Annotated in this window: 15 protein-coding genes; 8 read left to right on the forward strand and 7 right to left on the reverse strand. The window is 72.1% G+C overall.

From position 1 onward, the window contains the following. Nucleotides 1–504: a PH domain-containing protein gene (locus ACFY3I_RS39090; RefSeq protein ID WP_365286473.1), complete on the forward strand. Its 504-nt coding sequence runs from the start codon at nt 1–3 to the stop codon at nt 502–504. Continuing rightward, nucleotides 501–1,829, forward strand: coding sequence for a PH domain-containing protein (locus ACFY3I_RS39095; RefSeq protein WP_390865712.1), 1,329 nt, complete (start codon nt 501–503; stop codon nt 1,827–1,829). Before ACFY3I_RS39090 ends, ACFY3I_RS39095 begins: the two co-directional genes overlap by 4 nt. Before the next feature lie 289 nt (nt 1,830–2,118). Here ACFY3I_RS39095 and ACFY3I_RS39100 read toward each other — a convergent pair whose 3' ends face one another. Together ACFY3I_RS39100 and ACFY3I_RS39105 are read right to left on the reverse strand one after the other, a co-directional pair. Beyond that, entirely contained in the window at nt 2,119–3,375 is a 1,257-nt protein-coding gene (locus ACFY3I_RS39100) for a hypothetical protein (protein ID WP_390865713.1), read from the reverse strand. A 97-nt stretch (nt 3,376–3,472) separates the two neighbouring features. After that, complete coding sequence (locus ACFY3I_RS39105) at nt 3,473–4,588, reverse strand: alpha/beta hydrolase (RefSeq protein WP_390865714.1); 1,116 nt, start codon at nt 4,586–4,588, stop codon at nt 3,473–3,475. Between the two features lie 224 nt (nt 4,589–4,812). On the opposite strand from ACFY3I_RS39105, the gene ACFY3I_RS39110 reads away from it, so the two are divergent. The 6 genes from ACFY3I_RS39110 to ACFY3I_RS39135 all read left to right on the forward strand — a co-directional run bounded on the left by ACFY3I_RS39110 (nt 4,813) and on the right by ACFY3I_RS39135 (nt 10,043). Next, nucleotides 4,813–6,624, forward strand: coding sequence for a phosphatidylglycerol lysyltransferase domain-containing protein (locus ACFY3I_RS39110; protein WP_390865715.1), 1,812 nt, complete (start codon nt 4,813–4,815; stop codon nt 6,622–6,624). Between the two features lie 105 nt (nt 6,625–6,729). Further along, the gene (gene folP, locus ACFY3I_RS39115) at nt 6,730–7,722 is read left to right on the forward strand and encodes a dihydropteroate synthase (RefSeq protein ID WP_390865716.1); all 993 of its coding nucleotides are present in this window, start codon (nt 6,730–6,732) and stop codon (nt 7,720–7,722) included. Next, the gene (locus tag ACFY3I_RS39120; RefSeq protein ID WP_390865717.1) at nt 7,719–8,222 is read left to right on the forward strand and encodes a nuclear transport factor 2 family protein; all 504 of its coding nucleotides are present in this window, start codon (nt 7,719–7,721) and stop codon (nt 8,220–8,222) included. The genes folP and ACFY3I_RS39120 overlap by 4 nt, the downstream gene beginning before the upstream one ends. 314 nt (nt 8,223–8,536) lie before the next feature. Continuing rightward, nucleotides 8,537–8,896 (forward strand): dihydroneopterin aldolase, encoded by a 360-nt coding sequence (gene folB / locus ACFY3I_RS39125; RefSeq protein ID WP_365286487.1) that lies wholly within the window; start codon nt 8,537–8,539, stop codon nt 8,894–8,896. Continuing rightward, nucleotides 8,893–9,504: a 2-amino-4-hydroxy-6-hydroxymethyldihydropteridine diphosphokinase gene (folK, locus tag ACFY3I_RS39130; protein WP_365286489.1), complete on the forward strand. Its 612-nt coding sequence runs from the start codon at nt 8,893–8,895 to the stop codon at nt 9,502–9,504. Before folB ends, folK begins: the two co-directional genes overlap by 4 nt. Nucleotides 9,505–9,554: 50 nt before the next feature. Continuing rightward, nucleotides 9,555–10,043, forward strand: a complete 489-nt coding sequence (locus ACFY3I_RS39135) for a DUF3180 domain-containing protein (protein ID WP_365286490.1) — start codon at nt 9,555–9,557, stop codon at nt 10,041–10,043. A gap of 16 nt (nt 10,044–10,059) precedes the next feature. Here ACFY3I_RS39135 and folE read toward each other — a convergent pair whose 3' ends face one another. From folE to ACFY3I_RS39160, 5 genes are all read right to left on the reverse strand, one after another. Then, a complete protein-coding gene (gene folE, locus ACFY3I_RS39140) occupies nt 10,060–10,665 on the reverse strand; it encodes a GTP cyclohydrolase I FolE (RefSeq protein ID WP_365286492.1) in 606 nt (201 codons plus the stop codon). A gap of 145 nt (nt 10,666–10,810) precedes the next feature. Beyond that, nucleotides 10,811–12,850, reverse strand: coding sequence for an ATP-dependent zinc metalloprotease FtsH (gene ftsH, locus ACFY3I_RS39145; RefSeq protein WP_365286494.1), 2,040 nt, complete (start codon nt 12,848–12,850; stop codon nt 10,811–10,813). A 207-nt stretch (nt 12,851–13,057) separates the two neighbouring features. After that, nucleotides 13,058–13,618 (reverse strand): hypoxanthine phosphoribosyltransferase, encoded by a 561-nt coding sequence (gene hpt, locus ACFY3I_RS39150; protein ID WP_360492421.1) that lies wholly within the window; start codon nt 13,616–13,618, stop codon nt 13,058–13,060. 49 nt (nt 13,619–13,667) lie between these two features. Next, nucleotides 13,668–14,759: a tRNA lysidine(34) synthetase TilS gene (gene tilS / locus ACFY3I_RS39155; protein WP_390865718.1), complete on the reverse strand. Its 1,092-nt coding sequence runs from the start codon at nt 14,757–14,759 to the stop codon at nt 13,668–13,670. A gap of 191 nt (nt 14,760–14,950) precedes the next feature. After that, nucleotides 14,951–16,084: a zinc-dependent metalloprotease gene (locus tag ACFY3I_RS39160; RefSeq protein WP_365286498.1), complete on the reverse strand. Its 1,134-nt coding sequence runs from the start codon at nt 16,082–16,084 to the stop codon at nt 14,951–14,953. Nucleotides 16,085–16,273 lie beyond the last annotated feature (189 nt).

Genomic DNA, 16,273 nt, shown 5'->3' on the forward strand with positions numbered 1-16,273 from the left:
ATGGAGACGGGGAGCCCGGCCGGCGCCGGGGCGACGGAGACCGAACCGGTGTGGACGGGGCTGCCGCCCGGCCTGCTGCGGATGCGGCGGCTGCTGCTGGTGGTGTGGCTGGGGCTGATCGCCCTCGCCGCGGGCCTGCTGCCGGGCCTGCTCGCGGGCCCGGTGTGGGCGGTCTTCGCGCTGCTGCCGCTGGCCCTGCTGGCCTGGGGCTGGGTGCTGCTGGGCCGCAACTGGCGCTCCTGGCGGTACGCCGAGCGCGCCGACGACCTGCTGATCAGCCGCGGGGTGCTGTGGCGCGAGGAGACCGTGGTGCCGTACGGGCGGATGCAGCTGGTGGAGGTGACCTCGGGGCCCGTCGAGCGGTACTTCGGCCTGGCGAGCGTGCAGCTGCACACGGCGGCCGCGGCCACCGACGCGGCCATCCCCGGCCTCGACCCCGCCGAGGCGGAACGGCTGCGCGACCGGCTCACCGAGCTCGGCGAAGCCCGATCGGCGGGCCTGTGACCGCGCCCGGCGTCGACGGCGTCATACGCCCCGGCAAGGCCGCGGGCGAGCGGCGGCTGCACCCGGTGACGCCGTTCCGGCGGGCGTGGGCGCCGGTGGCGGTGCTCACCGGATGGGCGGTGCACGACCCGAACCAGGCCCAGGAGCAGCTGACGAGGCTGACCACGACCATGCTCTTGGCCGGCCTCGCCGTCCTGGTCACGGCGGGTGCCCTCTACGGCTTCCTGACCTGGTGGTTCACCTACTTCTCGGTGACCGAGAGCGAACTGCGCATACGTACCGGCCTGGTGTTCCGGCGCACCGCGCACATCAGGCTGGAGCGGATCCAGGCCGTCGACGTGACCCAGCCGCTGCTCGCGCGCGTGGCGGGCGTCGCCAAGCTGCGCATCGACGTCGTCGGCACCGACAAGAAGGACGAGCTGGCCTTCCTCGGGCAGGGCGAGGCGCGTGCGCTCCGCGCGGAGCTGCTGGCGCGCGCCGCCGGGTTCGCGCCGGAGACGGCACGTGAGGTCGGCGAGGCGCCGGCGCAGGAGCTGATGCGCGTGCCCCCGGGCAAGCTCGCGCTCTCCCTCGTACTGACGGGCGCCACCTGGGGTTCCCTGGCCGCCGCCCTGGTCGTCCCGCCGGTGCTGTGGCTGGCCACACACAGTGTGTGGACGGTCCTCGCCACCGCCCTGCCGCTGCTCGGCGCGGCGGCCACGACCAGCGTGGGCCGGTTCGTCGGGGAGTACGACTGGACGGTCGGGGAGTCGCCGGACGGGCTGCGCATCGACCACGGGCTGCTCGACCGCACGCATGAGACGGTGCCGCCGGGGCGGGTGCAGACCGTGCGGATCGTGGAGCCGCTGCTGTGGCGGCCGCTGCGCTGGGTGCGGGTGGAGCTGGACGTGGCCGGGTCGGCCAACTCGGTGCTGGTGCCGGTCGCGCCGCGCGCGGTCGCCGAGTCGGTCGTCGCGCGCGTGCTGCCCGGCGTCACGGTCCCGGGTGAGCTGCCCCGGCCGCCCCGGCGGGCCCGCTGGTGCGTGCCGTTGTGGTGGCGCGGGTACGGGCTCGCGGTCACCGGGTCGGTGTTCGCGGCACGGCACGGGCTGCTGCGCCGCCGCCTGGCGCTGGTTCCGCACGCCAAGGTCCAGAGCGTACGGCTGACGCAGGGGCCCTGGGAGCGGCTGTGGGGGCTCGCGGACGTACACGTGGACACGGGGGCCGACAAGACGGTGACAGCCCGGCTGCGGGACGCCGAGACAGCCGCGTGCCTGCTGCGGGAGCAGGCCGAACGCTCCCGGACGGGCCGCCGGTCGGCCCGCCCGGACCGCTGGATGGCGTGAGCACGCTGCCGTGACCCCGCGGGACCCGGCGGCCACCACAGCGGCGGAACCGGGTCGGACCGCCCCGGCAGGCCGCCGCCGGCGGGCGGTTCGGTGCGGACGGCGGCGATGCCCGGGGGTGCGCCGGGCTGTACGGGTGGGGCGGACAGTTGGGCTCGGGGCCGCGGGTGGGCTCGGGGCCGTCGGTGGGGGCGAGGTCGGGGACGGCGGGCGGGGACGACTGAGCCGGGGCACCCGGTGGGTGCCCCGGCTCGGGGTCGGCGCGGCTTGCGCCGCGGCCTCGCGCTGTTCAGGAGGCGGCGCTGCGCAGGCCCCCGATGTTGATCTGCTCGGTCTCGTCGTGCGCGGTCAGGTCGATGACCTGGCCGACACCCCGGGTCTCCGCGTCGGCGGGCTTGAACTCGGCCTCGGACTCGGCCTTGTGGAGCGCCAGCGCCTCCTGGCCGACGACGTCCGCGAGGTCCTCGTTGTGCACGGCCTCCAGCCCGTCCCCGTGCGAGCCCTTCTGGGTGCCGAAGAAGTCGAAGCCACCGGTGACCAGCGGACGCGGGATGGGCGCGGCCGGCAGCACGGCGACCGCGGTCGGCACGGTGAAGTGCCCGCTGGGCTTCACGGCCTTGGCGGACGGCGCCGACGCGGTGCGGGCGTCCTGCTCCGCCGGCGCCGCGGTGGTGTCCGCCGGCTCGGCAGGGGGGAAGGCGGCCGCGCGCGCGTGCCCGTCGACCGCCTCGGGCTGCCCCTGTTCCTCGTCCTCCGGTGCCGTCTCGCCCTTCGGCGCGGTCTCGCCCTTCGGCGCCTCGGCCACGGCGGCCGTCTCCGCCGCGCCCTCACCGTCGGTGCCGCTCCCGGCGTCGCTCTTGGCCGCCGGGGCCTCGCCGTCGTCGAAGCGGGCCAGTGCCACCTTGGCCCGCAGGAACAGCTTGGAACCCTCGGGCGAGAAGACCGCGGGTGCCGTCTCCTCGACCGCCAGCTTCTCGACGGCCGTCTCCTCGGAGGCCGGCGCCTCCACGGCCTCCACAGACTCTGCCGTCTCCTCGGCCTCCTCGGCCTCCTCGGCGGACCGGGCGGCCGGCAGGGCGTTCGACGGCGCGACGGCCTCGATCTCCAGCAGGCGGCGGCCCTCCAGGGCGCTGGCGCGCTCCGTCTCGGCCGTGGCGTAGCGGCGCAGCAGGGACGCGTGCTCGTTGCGCAGCCCCGCCAGCTCCGTCCGCTTCGCGCGCAGTCGCTGCTCCAGCTTGGCGCGCAGCTCCCGCGACTCCTCGAGGTCGGTCTCCAGCTCGGCGATCCGCTCCTCGTGGCGCCACTCGTCACTGGCACGCGCGCGTGAGAGGTCGGCGACCTGCTTGCCCGCCTCGCTGTCCCAGCGGCGCATGACCGCGGCGCCGACGGCCGTGGTCGCCGCGGCTATCGCGGCCAGCGTGCGCAGCGCCGTCGGCTGGGAGAACAACCAGGGGCCCAGGGCGCAGACGAGGGAGACACCGGCGATCGCCGAAGGAGGCAACAGCCTGTGCAAAGGCGGGGAATGACGGTGGCGTCCACGTGGCATGGCCAGAAACTTACCGCGCGTAGGGGAATCGTGGTGCCCCGGGCCGTAAAAACACAGCGACAACGAAGTCTTCGGCCGGCGCCGCGGGCGACCGCGCTCAGCGGTCGCCCAGCCGGCCGCTGATCCACTCGAGCGTCGCGGGGATCTCGCGGCGCCAGGTGTTGAAGTTGTGACCGCCGCTGTCCAGGATGATCGACGAGATCCGGGTCAGGTCGGTGGCCTGCACACGCGCTATGAACTTCAGGGTCGCCTTGTAGTTGGTCTCCCCGACCCGGCTGCTGGTGACCAGCAGGGAGGTGTCGGGCGCGGGCTCGTGGGCCAGGAGCCACCAGAGGTCCGCGCGGTTACGGAGATTCCGGTCGCCCTGGAAGAGGTCTCCGGTCGTGGCGTCGAGCGGCGCCTTGTACGACGGGGAGAGCCCGGCACCGGCGGCGTACACGTCGGGGTGGTGCATCGCGAGCTTGAGCGCGCAGTACCCGCCCGTCGAGTCGCCGACGATGCCCCAGCCGCCCGGCTTCCCGGCCGCCCGGTAGTGCGCGCGCACCGCGTCGGGCAGGTCCCTGGCGAAGAAGGTCTCGGTCTGCGGGCCGCGCGGGACGTCCACGCACTCGGTGTCCCGGGGCGGCGCGACCGTGGGCCGCAGCATCACCAGGATCGTCGGCCGCATCCGCCCGTCCCGGACCAGGTGCTGGGCGGTGCGCGGGTAGTGCAGTTTGTCGACCAGCGCCCGCGCGGTCCCGGGATAGCCGCTGAGGACGACCACCACCGGGAACGTCCGCGCGCGGTACCGCGACTGGAAGTACTCCGGCGGCAGGTACACGTACGCCGGGGTGGTGATGTGGGTGGTCCGGCCGACTATCCCGACCTGCTGGATCTGCCCAGCGGTCCGGGGCAGCGATCCGCCCATGCCGTGCACCTGGGAGGTGGACAGCAGCTCGACCGGGCCGGCGGCCGCGTGGTCGACGACCACGCCCTGGTCGGTCTCCGTGCCGAACAGGTCCGCCCAGCTCGCGTAGAAACCGAAGGCCTGGTTGACGGCTATCCCGACGCACGCGAAGAGCGCCAACTGGGTGGCCAGCAGCAGGCCGGCGCGGCCGCTGACGGCCCGCCAGTTCCGGCGGGCCAGCCGGGGCCACCACCACAGCGTGCCGCCGAACAGCAGTGCGGCGAACAGGATCGCCGTCGCCAGCGTTTTGTCGCTCGTGAGTCCCATGAGGTGTTTCCTGCCTGCGCTTTCCCCTGTGACGACCACCGCTTTAAGCGACGCTTGCCGCGGACTTTCCCTGGCCTTTGACCCGGCTTTCCGGCGGGGAGTGAACCTCTCCCCCCGTGACACCGTCCTAGAGGGCGCAATGTCGCCGGATGCCCGAATCGGGCCCGGATCCAAGGTCTCTCGCGGAACTACGGGATGCGATGTCTGTCAGGATAGATGGGGAAATGTCGGGCGGGGTTCCGAGCCGATCAACCCGGGCGCGGCGCATAGTCCGTGGTCCGCGCCCTGAGGCGGTCCCCGCTCTGGTCGGCCGGGCATGCGCGGTCGTGGGCGTCCTGGACATCGCGGCGGGCGTGTTCCCGCGCTTCCGGCACAGCCGTATGCACGCCATGGCCGAGGTACTGCCCGGCTCGCTGGGGCCGTTCGCCGCCGCTCTGTCGCTCAGTGCCGGCGTGCTGCTGCTGTTGCTCGCGCACGGCCTCAAGCGGCGCAAGCGCCGGGCGTGGCGGGCCGCGGTCGCGCTCCTGCCGGCCGGCGCGGTGTCGCAGTTCGTGTACCGGCACTCGGTCATCGGCGCCCTCATCTCGCTGGCGCTCTTCGTGCCCCTGGTGCTCCACCGCGACGAGTTCAAGGCGCTTCCGGACCCGCGCAGCCGGTGGCGCGCGCTCGCCAACTTCGTGCTCATGAGCGCCGGTTCGCTCGCGCTCGGGCTGGTCGTCGTCAGCGCCCACCCCAACCGCACGATCGGCGACCCGAGCCTGGCCGACCGCATCACCCACGTCCTGTACGGGCTTTTCGGCTTCGAGGGCCCCGTCGACTACGAGGGCTCCACCTCCTGGACGGTCGCCTTCTCGCTCGGCGCCCTCGGCCTGATCACCGCGGTCACCACCGTCTACCTCGCCTTCCGCCCCGAACACCCCGCCGCCCGCCTCACCGAGGAGGACGAGGGCAGGCTGCGCGCCCTCCTGGAGAAGCACGGCGCCCGGGACTCCCTCGGCCACTTCGCGCTCCGCCGCGACAAGGCGGTCGTCTTCTCGCCGAGCGGCAAGGCGGCGGTCACCTACCGCGTCGTCTCCGGCGTGATGCTGGCCAGCGGCGACCCGATCGGCGACGTCGAGGCCTGGCCCGGCGCCATCGAACGCTTCATGGACGAGGCCAAGGCCCACTCCTGGACCCCCGCCGTGATGGGCTGCTCGGAGACGGGCGGCGAGGTGTGGACCCGGGAGACCGGCCTGGACGCCCTCGAACTGGGCGACGAGGCGGTGGTGGACGTCGCGGATTTCTCGCTCGCCGGACGCGCGATGCGCAACGTGCGCCAGATGGTCAAGCGCATCGAGCGGGCCGGCTACGAAACCCGGGTGCGGCGCATCCGTGACCTCGGCGAGGCCGAACTGGACCGGATCCGCCGGGCGGCGGAGGACTGGCGCGGCACCGACACCGAACGCGGCTTCTCGATGGCGCTCGGCCGCATCGGCGACCCGTCCGACGGCGACTGCCTGATCGCCACCGCCCACAAGACCGACGAGACGCCTGGCCCCTACGGCGACCTCAAGGCGATCCTGCACTTCGTGCCCTGGGGGACCGACGGCGTCTCCCTCGACCTGATGCGCCGCGACCGGGCGGCCGACCCCGGGATGAACGAACTTCTCATCGTGGCCGCCCTCCAGGCCGCCCCGAAGCTCGGCGTCGCCCGGATCTCGCTCAACTTCGCGATGTTCCGCTCCGCGCTCGCACGGGGCGAGAAGATCGGCGCGGGCCCGGTGCTGCGCGCCTGGCGCGGGCTGCTGGTCTTCCTGTCGCGCTGGTTCCAGATCGAGTCGCTGTACAAGTTCAACGCCAAGTTCCAGCCGCGTTGGGAGCCGCGCTTCGTGGTCTACCGGGCCTCCGGCGACCTCCCGCGGATCGGTCTCGCCGCCATGCAGGCCGAGGGCTTCGTCGACCTCGCCCTCCCGCTGCCGCGCTTCCTGCGCCGTGGCGTGCGGCCCGGCCGCCCCTGCGCCCACGGCGTCGCCGAACAGGGCGTGCGGGCGGCGTGACCCCTTGACCGGCCCGAGCGGACCCCCTCCCCCCTCGGGGCTCCGCTCGGGCCCGCCCGAAGGCCGCCCGGAGGGCCCGCGGTTTCCTGGGCCTACGCTGAACGTATGAGCAACCACAGCGGACGTGGCCAGGTGACAGGGCTTCCGGCATGGGACCGGTGCGCCGTCATGGGGGTCGTGAACGTCACCCCCGACTCCTTCTCCGACGGCGGCCGCTGGTTCGACACGACGACCGCCGTCAAGCACGGCCTCGACCTCGTCGGCGAGGGCGCCGACCTGGTCGACGTCGGCGGTGAGTCCACCCGCCCGGGCGCCACCCGCGTGGACGAGGACGAGGAACTGCGCCGGGTGGTCCCCGTGGTCCGCGGCCTCGCCGCCGAGGGGGTCACCGTCTCCGTCGACACCATGCGCGCCTCCGTCGCCCGGCAGGCCCTCGCCGCCGGCGCGGCCCTGGTCAACGACGTCAGCGGCGGGCTCGCCGACCCCGACATGATCCCCGCCGTCGCCGAGGCGGGCGCCCCCTTCGTCGTCATGCACTGGCGCGGCTTCCTGGACGGCGCCAACGTCAGGGGGGTGTACGACGACGTCGTCACCGAGGTCCTCGACGAACTGCACGCGCGCGTGGACGCGGTGCTGGCCGGCGGCGTCTCCCCGGACCGCGTCGTCGTCGACCCGGGGCTCGGCTTCTCCAAGGACTCCGAGCACGACCTCACCCTTCTCGCCCACCTCGACCGGCTGCACGCCCTGGGGCACCCGGTGCTGGTCGCCGCCTCCCGCAAGCGGTTCCTCGGCCGGGTCCTGGCCGGGTCCGACGGAGCGCCCCCGCCGGCCCGGGAGCGGGACGCGGCCACGGCCGCCGTATCCGCCCTGGCGGCGCACGCCGGCGCATGGGCGGTGCGCGTGCACGAGGTGCGGGCCACGGCCGACGCGGTACGGGTCGCACGCGCGATAGAGGGGGCGCGCACCGAAGCGAACACGCCGGGCGCGCACGCCTCACAGGTCGCGCGGGCCTCGCACGCCGCCCCGGACACGGCATCCGCCCCGGACACCGCATCCGCCCCGCCGCACCTCCCGCACCGCGCGGAAGGAACCCGGTGAGCGCCCCCCACACCGACGTCGAGCAGGTCGAGGCCGCCAACGCCGCCTTCTACGAGGCCGTGGAGCGCGCCGATTTCGACGCGGTGTCCGGTTTCTGGCTCACCCCCGCCGACCTGGGCGTCGACGAGGAGTACCACGACCCGGCGGACACCGGCGTGGTCTCCTGCGTGCACCCGGGCTGGCCGGTGCTGACCGGCCGCGGCGAGGTCCTGCGCTCGTACGCGCTGATCATGGCGAACACCGACTACATCCAGTTCTTCCTGACCGACGTGCACGTCTCCGTGACCGGGGACACCGCGCTGGTGACCTGCACGGAGAACATCCTCAGCGGCGGCCCGGCCCCCACCGGGGGGCAGGAACTCGGTCCGCTGGTGGGACAGCTGGTCGTCGCCACGAACGTGTTCCGGCGCACCCCGGCCGGCTGGAAGCTCTGGTCCCACCACGCCTCCCCGGTGCTGTCCGAGGGCGACGAGGACGAGGACGGCGACGCGCCCTCCTGAGCGGCCGGCGGCGCACCTTCCTGAGCCGACGGCGGGACACCGGCCCGAGCGGCCCGGCGGGGTCGGCGGGGTCGGCGGGGTCCGAGTGGCGCAAGAAGTGGCTGGAATCACGAACTCGCCGGTAGCCGCGGCCACCGGCCCGTGAGCCGCCGGGTTCTCCGGGGAAAACACCCGGTGAACCCTGACGACCCCGGCGCGGACCCCGCCCCGTGACCCGGCTCTGTCAGTGCCCGCAGGTAGATTCGTCTGTGGCCGGTCGATCGCCCGCACGCGATGTGACCTCGCCGTCACCGACGATTGCAGGAGTGATTCGCGTGGATCGTGTCGCGCTGCGCGGCCTCAAGGCCCGCGGGCACCACGGTGTCTTCCCCAAGGAGCGCGAGGAGGGCCAGACCTTCATCGTGGACCTCGTCCTCGGCCTGGACACCCGGCCCGCGGCGGCCGACGACGACCTGACGAAGACCGTGCACTACGGCGTGGTGGCCGAGGAGGTCGTCGCCGTGGTCGAGGGGGAGCCGGTGAACCTGATCGAGACGCTCGCCGAGCGGATCGCCCAGGTCTGCCTCAAGCACGAGGGGGTAAGAGAGGTCGAGATCCAGGTCCACAAACCGGACGCGCCCATCACCGTCCCCTTCGACGACGTCACCGTCACCATCACCCGGAGCCGAGTATGACCGCATCCTCTTTGCGGGGTCCCAGCGACCCGACCGTCCAGCCGGTACCCGCCTCCGTCGTCGAGCAGGTCGACGCCGCCGACACCACCCTCTCCAACCCGAGACGCGCCGTGATCGCCCTCGGCTCCAACCTCGGCAACCGCCTGGAGACCCTGCAGGGCGCCGTCGACGCGCTGGAGGACACCCCGGGCGTCCGCATCAAGGCCGTGTCGCCGGTGTACGAGACGGAGCCGTGGGGCGTCGACCCGGGCTCCCAGCCGACCTACTACAACGCGATCGTGGTGCTCAAGACCACCCTCCCGCCGTCGTCGCTGCTGGAGCGGGCGCACGCGGTGGAGGAGGCGTTCAACCGGGTGCGGGACGAACACTGGGGCCCGCGCACCCTGGACGTCGACATCGTCGCGTACGCGGACGTCGTCTCCGACGACCCGCGGCTCACCCTGCCGCACCCGCGTGCCCACGAGCGTGCCTTCGTGCTGGCGCCCTGGTACGACATCGACCCCGAGGCCCACGTGCCCGGCCGCGGCACGGTCGCCGAACTGCTGGCGTCCGTCACCCGGCACGGCGTGGAACCGCGTGCGGACCTGGAACTCCGACTGCCCGAGTAGTCGTTAAGGTCGACACGACCACATCGCTGCGGGGGAGCTGAAGGAACACAGTGAAAGAGCTGCGGATCAGGGTGCTGGCCGGCGTGTTCGTCGTGGCCGGGGTGCTGTCCTGGGCGGGGGCCCGCCTGTGGAACTCGGTGGGGAACCTGCCCAGCGTGCCGGTGGCCGCCCCGATCGTCCTCGCCCTGATCGCCGTCGTTCTGCTCGCCACGGCGTTCTCGCTGCGCGGCCGCCTGCGGGCCCAGCGCGAGCGCCGCCCGGGCGCCAAGGGCGTGGACCCGCTGATGGCCGCGCGCGCGGTCGTCTTCGGCCAGGCCAGCGCCCTGGTCGCGGCCCTGGTCGCCGGCATGTACGGCGGCACGGGCGCCTTCCTGCTGGAGCTTCTCGACTTCCCCGCCCGCCGCGACCAGGCCCTCTACGCGGCCTTCTCGGTCGTCGCCGGCGTCGGTGTCATAGCGGCGGCGATGTTCCTGGAGCGGGTGTGCAAGCTCCCTGAGGACGACGACAACCACCACGGCGGGGCCGAGCCGGTGGCCTGAGGCCCCGCGGGACGGGTCAGCGCGCCAGTATCAGGCTCATCGCCTCGGCACGGGTCGTGGCGTCCCTGAGCTGGCCGCGGACCGCCGACGTGGTCGTCTTGGCACCCGGCTTGCGGATCCCCCGGACCGACATGCACATGTGCTCGGCCTCCACCACCACGATCACGCCCCGGGCCTCCAGGATCCGCATCAGGGAGTCGGCGACCTGCGTGGTGAGCCGCTCCTGCACCTGCAGTCGGCGGGCGAACACCTCGACCAGACGGGCGAGCTTCGACAGTCCCGTGATCTTGCCGGTCACCGCCGGGATGTAGCCGACGTGGGCGACACCGTGGAACGGCAGCATGTGGTGCTCGCAGAGACTGACGATCTCGATGTCCTTGACCAGGACCATCTCGTCGTGGCCGAGGTCGAATGTCGTCGTCAGGACCTCCTCCGGCTGCTGGTGGTTGCCCGCCAGCAGTTCGCGGTACGCCCGGGCCACCCGTGCCGGAGTCTCCCGCAGCCCTTCGCGGTCGGGGTCCTCGCCGACCGCGATCAGGAGTTCGCGCACGGCGTTCTCGGCGCGCTTCTCGTCGAATGCGCCGATGGTGCCCTCGCCGTCCAGCGTCACGGGGTCGGTCATCTGGGGTGCCTCGTTCCTTAGGGTGGCGCCTGTGGGTCACGCGCCTCAAATGCGGGCCCATGCGGGCATACCGAAATGCCGCGCCCCCCAGGCTAGATCCTGGGGGGCGCGGCATCCATTCCGAGCCGGGTGAGACCGGTGTGACTCAGCTCTCGGGACGGTCCTCCGGGGCCTTCTCGACCGCCGGGGCGGACTCGGCCGCCGTGGACTTCGCGGTGCTGATCGCCGGCGTCGAGCCGTTCGCCCCGTTGGTCAGTGCGAGCTCCCTCGGGGAGAGCACCGGCGGGCGGGTGGACGGCGTACGGCGGGAGGAGCCGGTCCACGCGGGCCGCGCGGGCCGCTTGTGGAGCGCCGCGAAGATCTCGGCGATCTCCTCCTTGCCCAGGGTCTCCTTCTCCAGCAGCTGGAGAACGAGGTTGTCGAGGACGTCACGGTTCTCGACCAGGATCTCCCAGGCCTCGTTGTGCGCGTTCTCGATGAGCTTCTTGACTTCCTCGTCCACCAGGGCGGCGACCTCTTCCGAGTAGTCGCGCTGGTGGGACATCTCACGGCCGAGGAAGGGCTCGGTGTTGTCGCCGCCGAACTTGATCGCGCCGAGACGCTCGGTCATGCCGTACTGCGTGACCATCGCGCGAGCGGTGGCCGTGGCCTTCTCGATGTCGTTGGCGGCGCCGGTGGTCGGGTCGTGGAAGACCAGTTCCTCGGCCGCGCGGCCGCCCAGCATGTAGGCGAGCTGGTCGAGCATCTCGTTGCGCGTGGTCGAGTACTTGTCCTCGTCCGGCAGCACCATCGTGTAACCGAGGGCACGGCCACGGGACAAGATCGTGATCTTGTGGACCGGGTCGGAGTTCGGAGACGCCGCCGCGACCAGGGCGTGGCCGCCCTCGTGGTAGGCGGTGATCTTCTTCTCCTTGTCCGACATGATCCGGGTCCGCTTCTGCGGGCCCGCGACCACGCGGTCGATCGCCTCGTCGAGCATCTGGTTGTCGATGAGCTTGCGATCGCTGCGGGCCGTGAGCAGGGCCGCCTCGTTCAGCACGTTCGACAGGTCCGCGCCGGTGAAGCCCGGCGTGCGGCGGGCGACCGCCGCGAGGTCGACGTCGGGCGCGACCGGCTTGCCCTTCTGGTGGACCTTGAGGATCTCCAGACGGCCCTGCAGGTCCGGCGGGTCGACCGCGATCTGGCGGTCGAAACGGCCGGGGCGCAGCAGCGCCGGGTCGAGGATGTCGGGCCGGTTCGTCGCGGCGATGAGGATCACGCCGCCCTTGACGTCGAAGCCGTCCATCTCGACGAGCAGCTGGTTCAGCGTCTGCTCGCGCTCGTCGTGACCGCCGCCGAGGCCGGCGCCGCGGTGTCGGCCGACCGCGTCGATCTCGTCGACGAAGACGATCGCCGGGGCGTTCGCCTTGGCCTGCTCGAAGAGGTCGCGGACCCGGGAGGCACCGACACCGACGAACATCTCGACGAAGTCGGAACCGGAGATCGAGTAGAAGGGCACCCCTGCCTCGCCGGCGACGGCACGCGCGAGCAGCGTCTTGCCGGTACCGGGACGGCCGTAGAGGAGCACGCCCTTGGGGATCTTGGCGCCGACCGCCTGGAACTTGGCCGGCTCCTGGAGGAATTCCTTGATCTCGTGGAGCTCCTCGACGGCCTCGTCACAACCCGCGACGTCCGAGAACGTCGTCTTCGGGGTGTCCTTGGTGATGAGCTTCGCCTTGGACTTGCCGAAGTTCATGACCCGGGAGCCGCCGCCCTGCATCTGATTCATCAGGAACAGGAAGACGACCACGATGAGGACGAAGGGGAGCAGGGAGAGCAGGACACCGACAAAAGCGTTCTGCTTGGTCGGCGAGACGGTGTAACCGTCGGGGATCTGCTTGTCCTGGAACTTGGTCTGCAGCGTGTTGGCGATGGTCACGCCCTGGTCGCCGATGTAGCTCGCCTGGATCTTCGAGCTGCCGTCGACCTTCTGACCGTCCTTGAGCGTGACCTTGATGGTCTGCTCGTCACCGGTGGTCAGCTTCGCCGATTCCACCTTGTTGTCGTTGATCGCCGCCACGACCTGGCCGGTGTCCACCGTCTTGTAGCCGCCGGACGAGCCGACGACCTGCATCAACACGACCACGGCAAGGACGGCCAGCACGATCCACATGACCGGCCCACGGAAGTATCGCTTCACGTCCATCCATACGGAGCGAGACGCCCCGTCCCTCCTGCCATAGTGAGTTTGATAAGACAGTTCTTCTGACGGTACCCCAGCTTTGTCACCCAAAGCCGCACGGAGCGGCTGGGAGGACTGGCAAGCCCGTCTCTGCATGCTCCAACGGCGCGAAACCCGCTGGGGTTCCCGATCGTCTTACGCAAGTGGACCCTCCGGCCTATCAGCCGGGGTTCAGCCGCCGTAGACGTGGGGCGCGAGCGTACCGACGAACGGGAGATTGCGGTACTTCTCGGCGTAGTCGAGGCCGTATCCCACGACGAACTCGTTGGGGATGTCGAACCCGACCCACTCGACGTCGATGGCGACCTTGGCCGCGTCCGGCTTGCGCAGCAGGGTGCAGATCTTCAGGGTCTCGGGCTCGCGGGAGCCGAGGTTGTTGATCAGCCAGGACAGGGTCAGCCCGGAGTCGATGATGTCCTCGACGATCAGGACGTGCTTGCCCTTGATGTCGGTGTCGAGGTCCTTGAGGATCCGCACCACACCGGAGGACTGGGTGCCCGCGCCGTAGGAGGACACGGCCATCCAGTCCATCGTGACGGGGGTGGACAGCGCCCGGGCGAGGTCCGCCATGACCATCACGGCGCCCTTGAGCACACCGACGATCAGCAGGTCCTTGCCCGCGTACTCCGCGTCGATCTTCGCGGCCAGCTCGACCAGCTTCGCGTCGATCTCTTCCTTGGTGATGAGTACCCGCTGGAGGTCGGCACCCATGTCTTTCGCGTCCACCCGCATCACTTTCGGTCGTCCCACCGGCGGAGCCCGGACCCCGGAGGGTGCGGATTCAGCCTTGCCGGATAACCAGTCTGCCACCCTGCCGCTGGGCCACGACCTTGCCAGGGAGATTGATCACTCCCTGACCGCGCCAGCCGGTGATCAGCCGGTCCACTTCCTCGATGTGCCGCGCGAAGAGCGAACCGGCGGGCGCGCCCGCCTCGATGGCCGCCCGGCGCAGGATCCGGCGGCGGACGGCGGGCGGCAGGGCGTAGAGCTTGGCGCACTCCAGCAGACCCGCGGCGTCGCGCACGGAGGCCTCGGCCTGGCTGGCCCAGGTGTCGAGGGCGTCGGCGTCGTCGCGGGAGAGCTGGGCGGTGCGGGCGAGTGCCTCCACGACCCCCTTGCCCAGCGCCTTCTCCAGGGCGGGCAGGCCCTCGTGGCGGAGCCGGGAGCGGGTGTAGGCCGGGTCCGCGTTGTGCGGGTCGTCCCAGACCTGCAGGGACTGCACCATGCAGGCCTTGCGGGCGGTCTGCCGGTCCAGTTGGAGGAACGGGCGCCGGTAACGGCCGCCGGCCCCCGAGACCGCGGCCATTCCGGACAGGGAGCGGATGCCGGAGCCGCGGGCCAGACCCAGCAGGACGGTTTCGGCTTGGTCGTCGCGGGTGTGGCCCAGCAGGACCGCGGTGGCGCCGTGCCGCTCGGCGGCGGCGTCCAGGGCGGCGTAACGGGCGTCCCGGGCGGCCGCCTCGGGCCCGCCGTCGCGGCCGACGGTCACGCTGATCGACTCGACCGGGTCCAGGGCGAGCTCGCGCAGCCGGACGACGACCTCCTCGGCCCTCAGGTCGGAGCCGGGTTGCAGGCCGTGGTCGACGGTGATGCCGCCCGCGCGCACGCCGAGTTTGGGGGCCTCGAAGGCGAGGGCGGAGGCGAGCGCCATCGAGTCGGCGCCGCCGGAACACGCCACGAGGACGAGCGGGGAGGGGGGCCGCTCGTTCGGTGACTGCCCCGGGATGTCTCCGACGGAGCGCGTGCGGCGCGCGACGATGCGCCCACCGGCGTGTTCACCGGTGGTACTGCTGCAGCTGTCGTCGGTGAGGATGTCGTGGAGGACGCGGCGGACCGCCAGGCGTATCGCCGCGACCGCAGGATGGGGACCCATGTCCGGTTCCCTTCATGAAGTTTTCGGGGGATGAGCCCGAGATCGGTCACTCAGAGTGTGACGATGGTGACAGAAACAGGCCGTTCCCCGAGCATCGCACGCCTACCCATCGCTCACGGTCCCTCGGACGGGTGATTGAAGGGGCGTTCGCCTGCCGTCGACGGGATTTCGTTCAACCCGCCCGCGCAGGTTCACGACTCGGCCTTGCGGTGCACCCGCGCGACCCAGTCCGCCGGTTTGGCGATCTCGGACTTCGTCGGCAGGGTGTTCGGCGAGGTCCACACGCGGTTGAAGCCGTCCATGCCGACCTGTTCGACGACGGCCCGCACGAACCGCTCGCCGTCCCGGTACTGGCGGAGCTTGGCGTCCAGACCGAGCAGCCTGCGCAGGGTCATGTCCAGGCGGGACGCGCCCTTGGCGCGCCGCTGCTGGAACTTCTCGCGGATCTCGGCGACGGTCGGCACCACCGCCGGTCCGACCCCGTCCATGACGAAGTCGGCGTGCCCCTCCAGGAGGGACATGACCGCGGTGAGACGGCCGAGGATCTCGCGCTGGGCGGGGGTCTGCACCAGTTCGACGAACGACCGTCCGCCGTCGTCCTCCTCGGTCTCGGGGCGGCCACCGGCGAGCGACTGGGCGGCGTCCCGGACGCGTTCGAGGACGGTCATCGGGTCGACGTCGGTCTCCGAGAGGAACCCCTGGATCTCGCCCTCCAGATGGGCGCGGAGCCAGGGCACGGCCGAGAACTGGGTGCGGTGCGTCTCCTCGTGCAGGCACACCCACAGGCGGAAGTCGTGGGGCCGTACGTCGAGTTCGCGCTCCACGTGGACGATGTTCGGGGCGACCAGGAGCAGCCGACCGCCGCCGTGCTCGTCCGCGGGGAGGTCGCGGGAGGCGGGGGCGAAGGTCTCGTACTGGCCGAGCACCCGGGAGGACAGGAACGACAGCAGCATGCCGAGTTCCACGCCGGTCACCTTGCCGCCCACCGCGCCGAGGACGGCGCCGCCGGGACCGGCGGCCCGCCGCTCCTGCATCTTGTCCAGCAGTGGCTTCAGGAGTTCGCGGAAGCCGGCGACGTTGGCCTTCACCCAGCCCGGGCGGTCCACCACCAGGACGGGGGTGTCGTGGATGTCGTCGTCGCCCATACGAGTGAAGCCCCGGACGTGTTCCTCCGAGGCCTTCGCGTGCCGCCGCAGCTCCGCGACGATGGCCCGGGCCTCGTCACGGCTGACCTCGGGCCCCGGCCGTACGAGCCGGGTCGCGGTCGCGACCGCGAGATTCCAGTCGACCATCCCAGAAGAAGCAGCGCCACCGATGCTCGTCATGCGTCAACCGTACGTTAGCGCTCCCACTTGGGGCAGGCCGTGGAGGTTGGTGAGGTTGGCGTGACTTGTGCGGTGGGGTGGGGTTCGGGCGCCGGGTGGGCGGGCGGCCACCGACGGCGCGAGCGGCCGCACCGGCGGGACACCGGCCCGCGCCGGGAGGGCGCCGACCCGCGCGCGGGCGGGCCGTCC

The sequence above is a fragment of the Streptomyces sp. NPDC001068 genome (assembly GCF_042897315.1).
Lineage (GTDB): Bacteria > Actinomycetota > Actinomycetes > Streptomycetales > Streptomycetaceae > Streptomyces.

Excerpts from the sequence above, each read along its gene's own strand:
- ACFY3I_RS39090 (WP_365286473.1), top strand. The coding sequence starts at position 1 with ATGGAGACGGGGAGCCCGGCCGGCGCCGGGGCGACGGAGACCGAACCG.
- ACFY3I_RS39100 (WP_390865713.1), bottom strand. The coding sequence starts at position 3,375 with ATGCCACGTGGACGCCACCGTCATTCCCCGCCTTTGCACAGGCTGTTG.
- ACFY3I_RS39105 (WP_390865714.1), bottom strand. The coding sequence starts at position 4,588 with ATGGGACTCACGAGCGACAAAACGCTGGCGACGGCGATCCTGTTCGCC.
- ACFY3I_RS39110 (WP_390865715.1), top strand. The coding sequence starts at position 4,813 with ATGTCGGGCGGGGTTCCGAGCCGATCAACCCGGGCGCGGCGCATAGTC.
- folP (WP_390865716.1), top strand. The coding sequence starts at position 6,730 with ATGAGCAACCACAGCGGACGTGGCCAGGTGACAGGGCTTCCGGCATGG.
- folK (WP_365286489.1), top strand. The coding sequence starts at position 8,893 with ATGACCGCATCCTCTTTGCGGGGTCCCAGCGACCCGACCGTCCAGCCG.
- folE (WP_365286492.1), bottom strand. The coding sequence starts at position 10,665 with ATGACCGACCCCGTGACGCTGGACGGCGAGGGCACCATCGGCGCATTC.
- ftsH (WP_365286494.1), bottom strand. The coding sequence starts at position 12,850 with ATGGACGTGAAGCGATACTTCCGTGGGCCGGTCATGTGGATCGTGCTG.
- hpt (WP_360492421.1), bottom strand. The coding sequence starts at position 13,618 with ATGCGGGTGGACGCGAAAGACATGGGTGCCGACCTCCAGCGGGTACTC.
- tilS (WP_390865718.1), bottom strand. The coding sequence starts at position 14,759 with ATGGGTCCCCATCCTGCGGTCGCGGCGATACGCCTGGCGGTCCGCCGC.
- ACFY3I_RS39160 (WP_365286498.1), bottom strand. The coding sequence starts at position 16,084 with ATGACGAGCATCGGTGGCGCTGCTTCTTCTGGGATGGTCGACTGGAAT.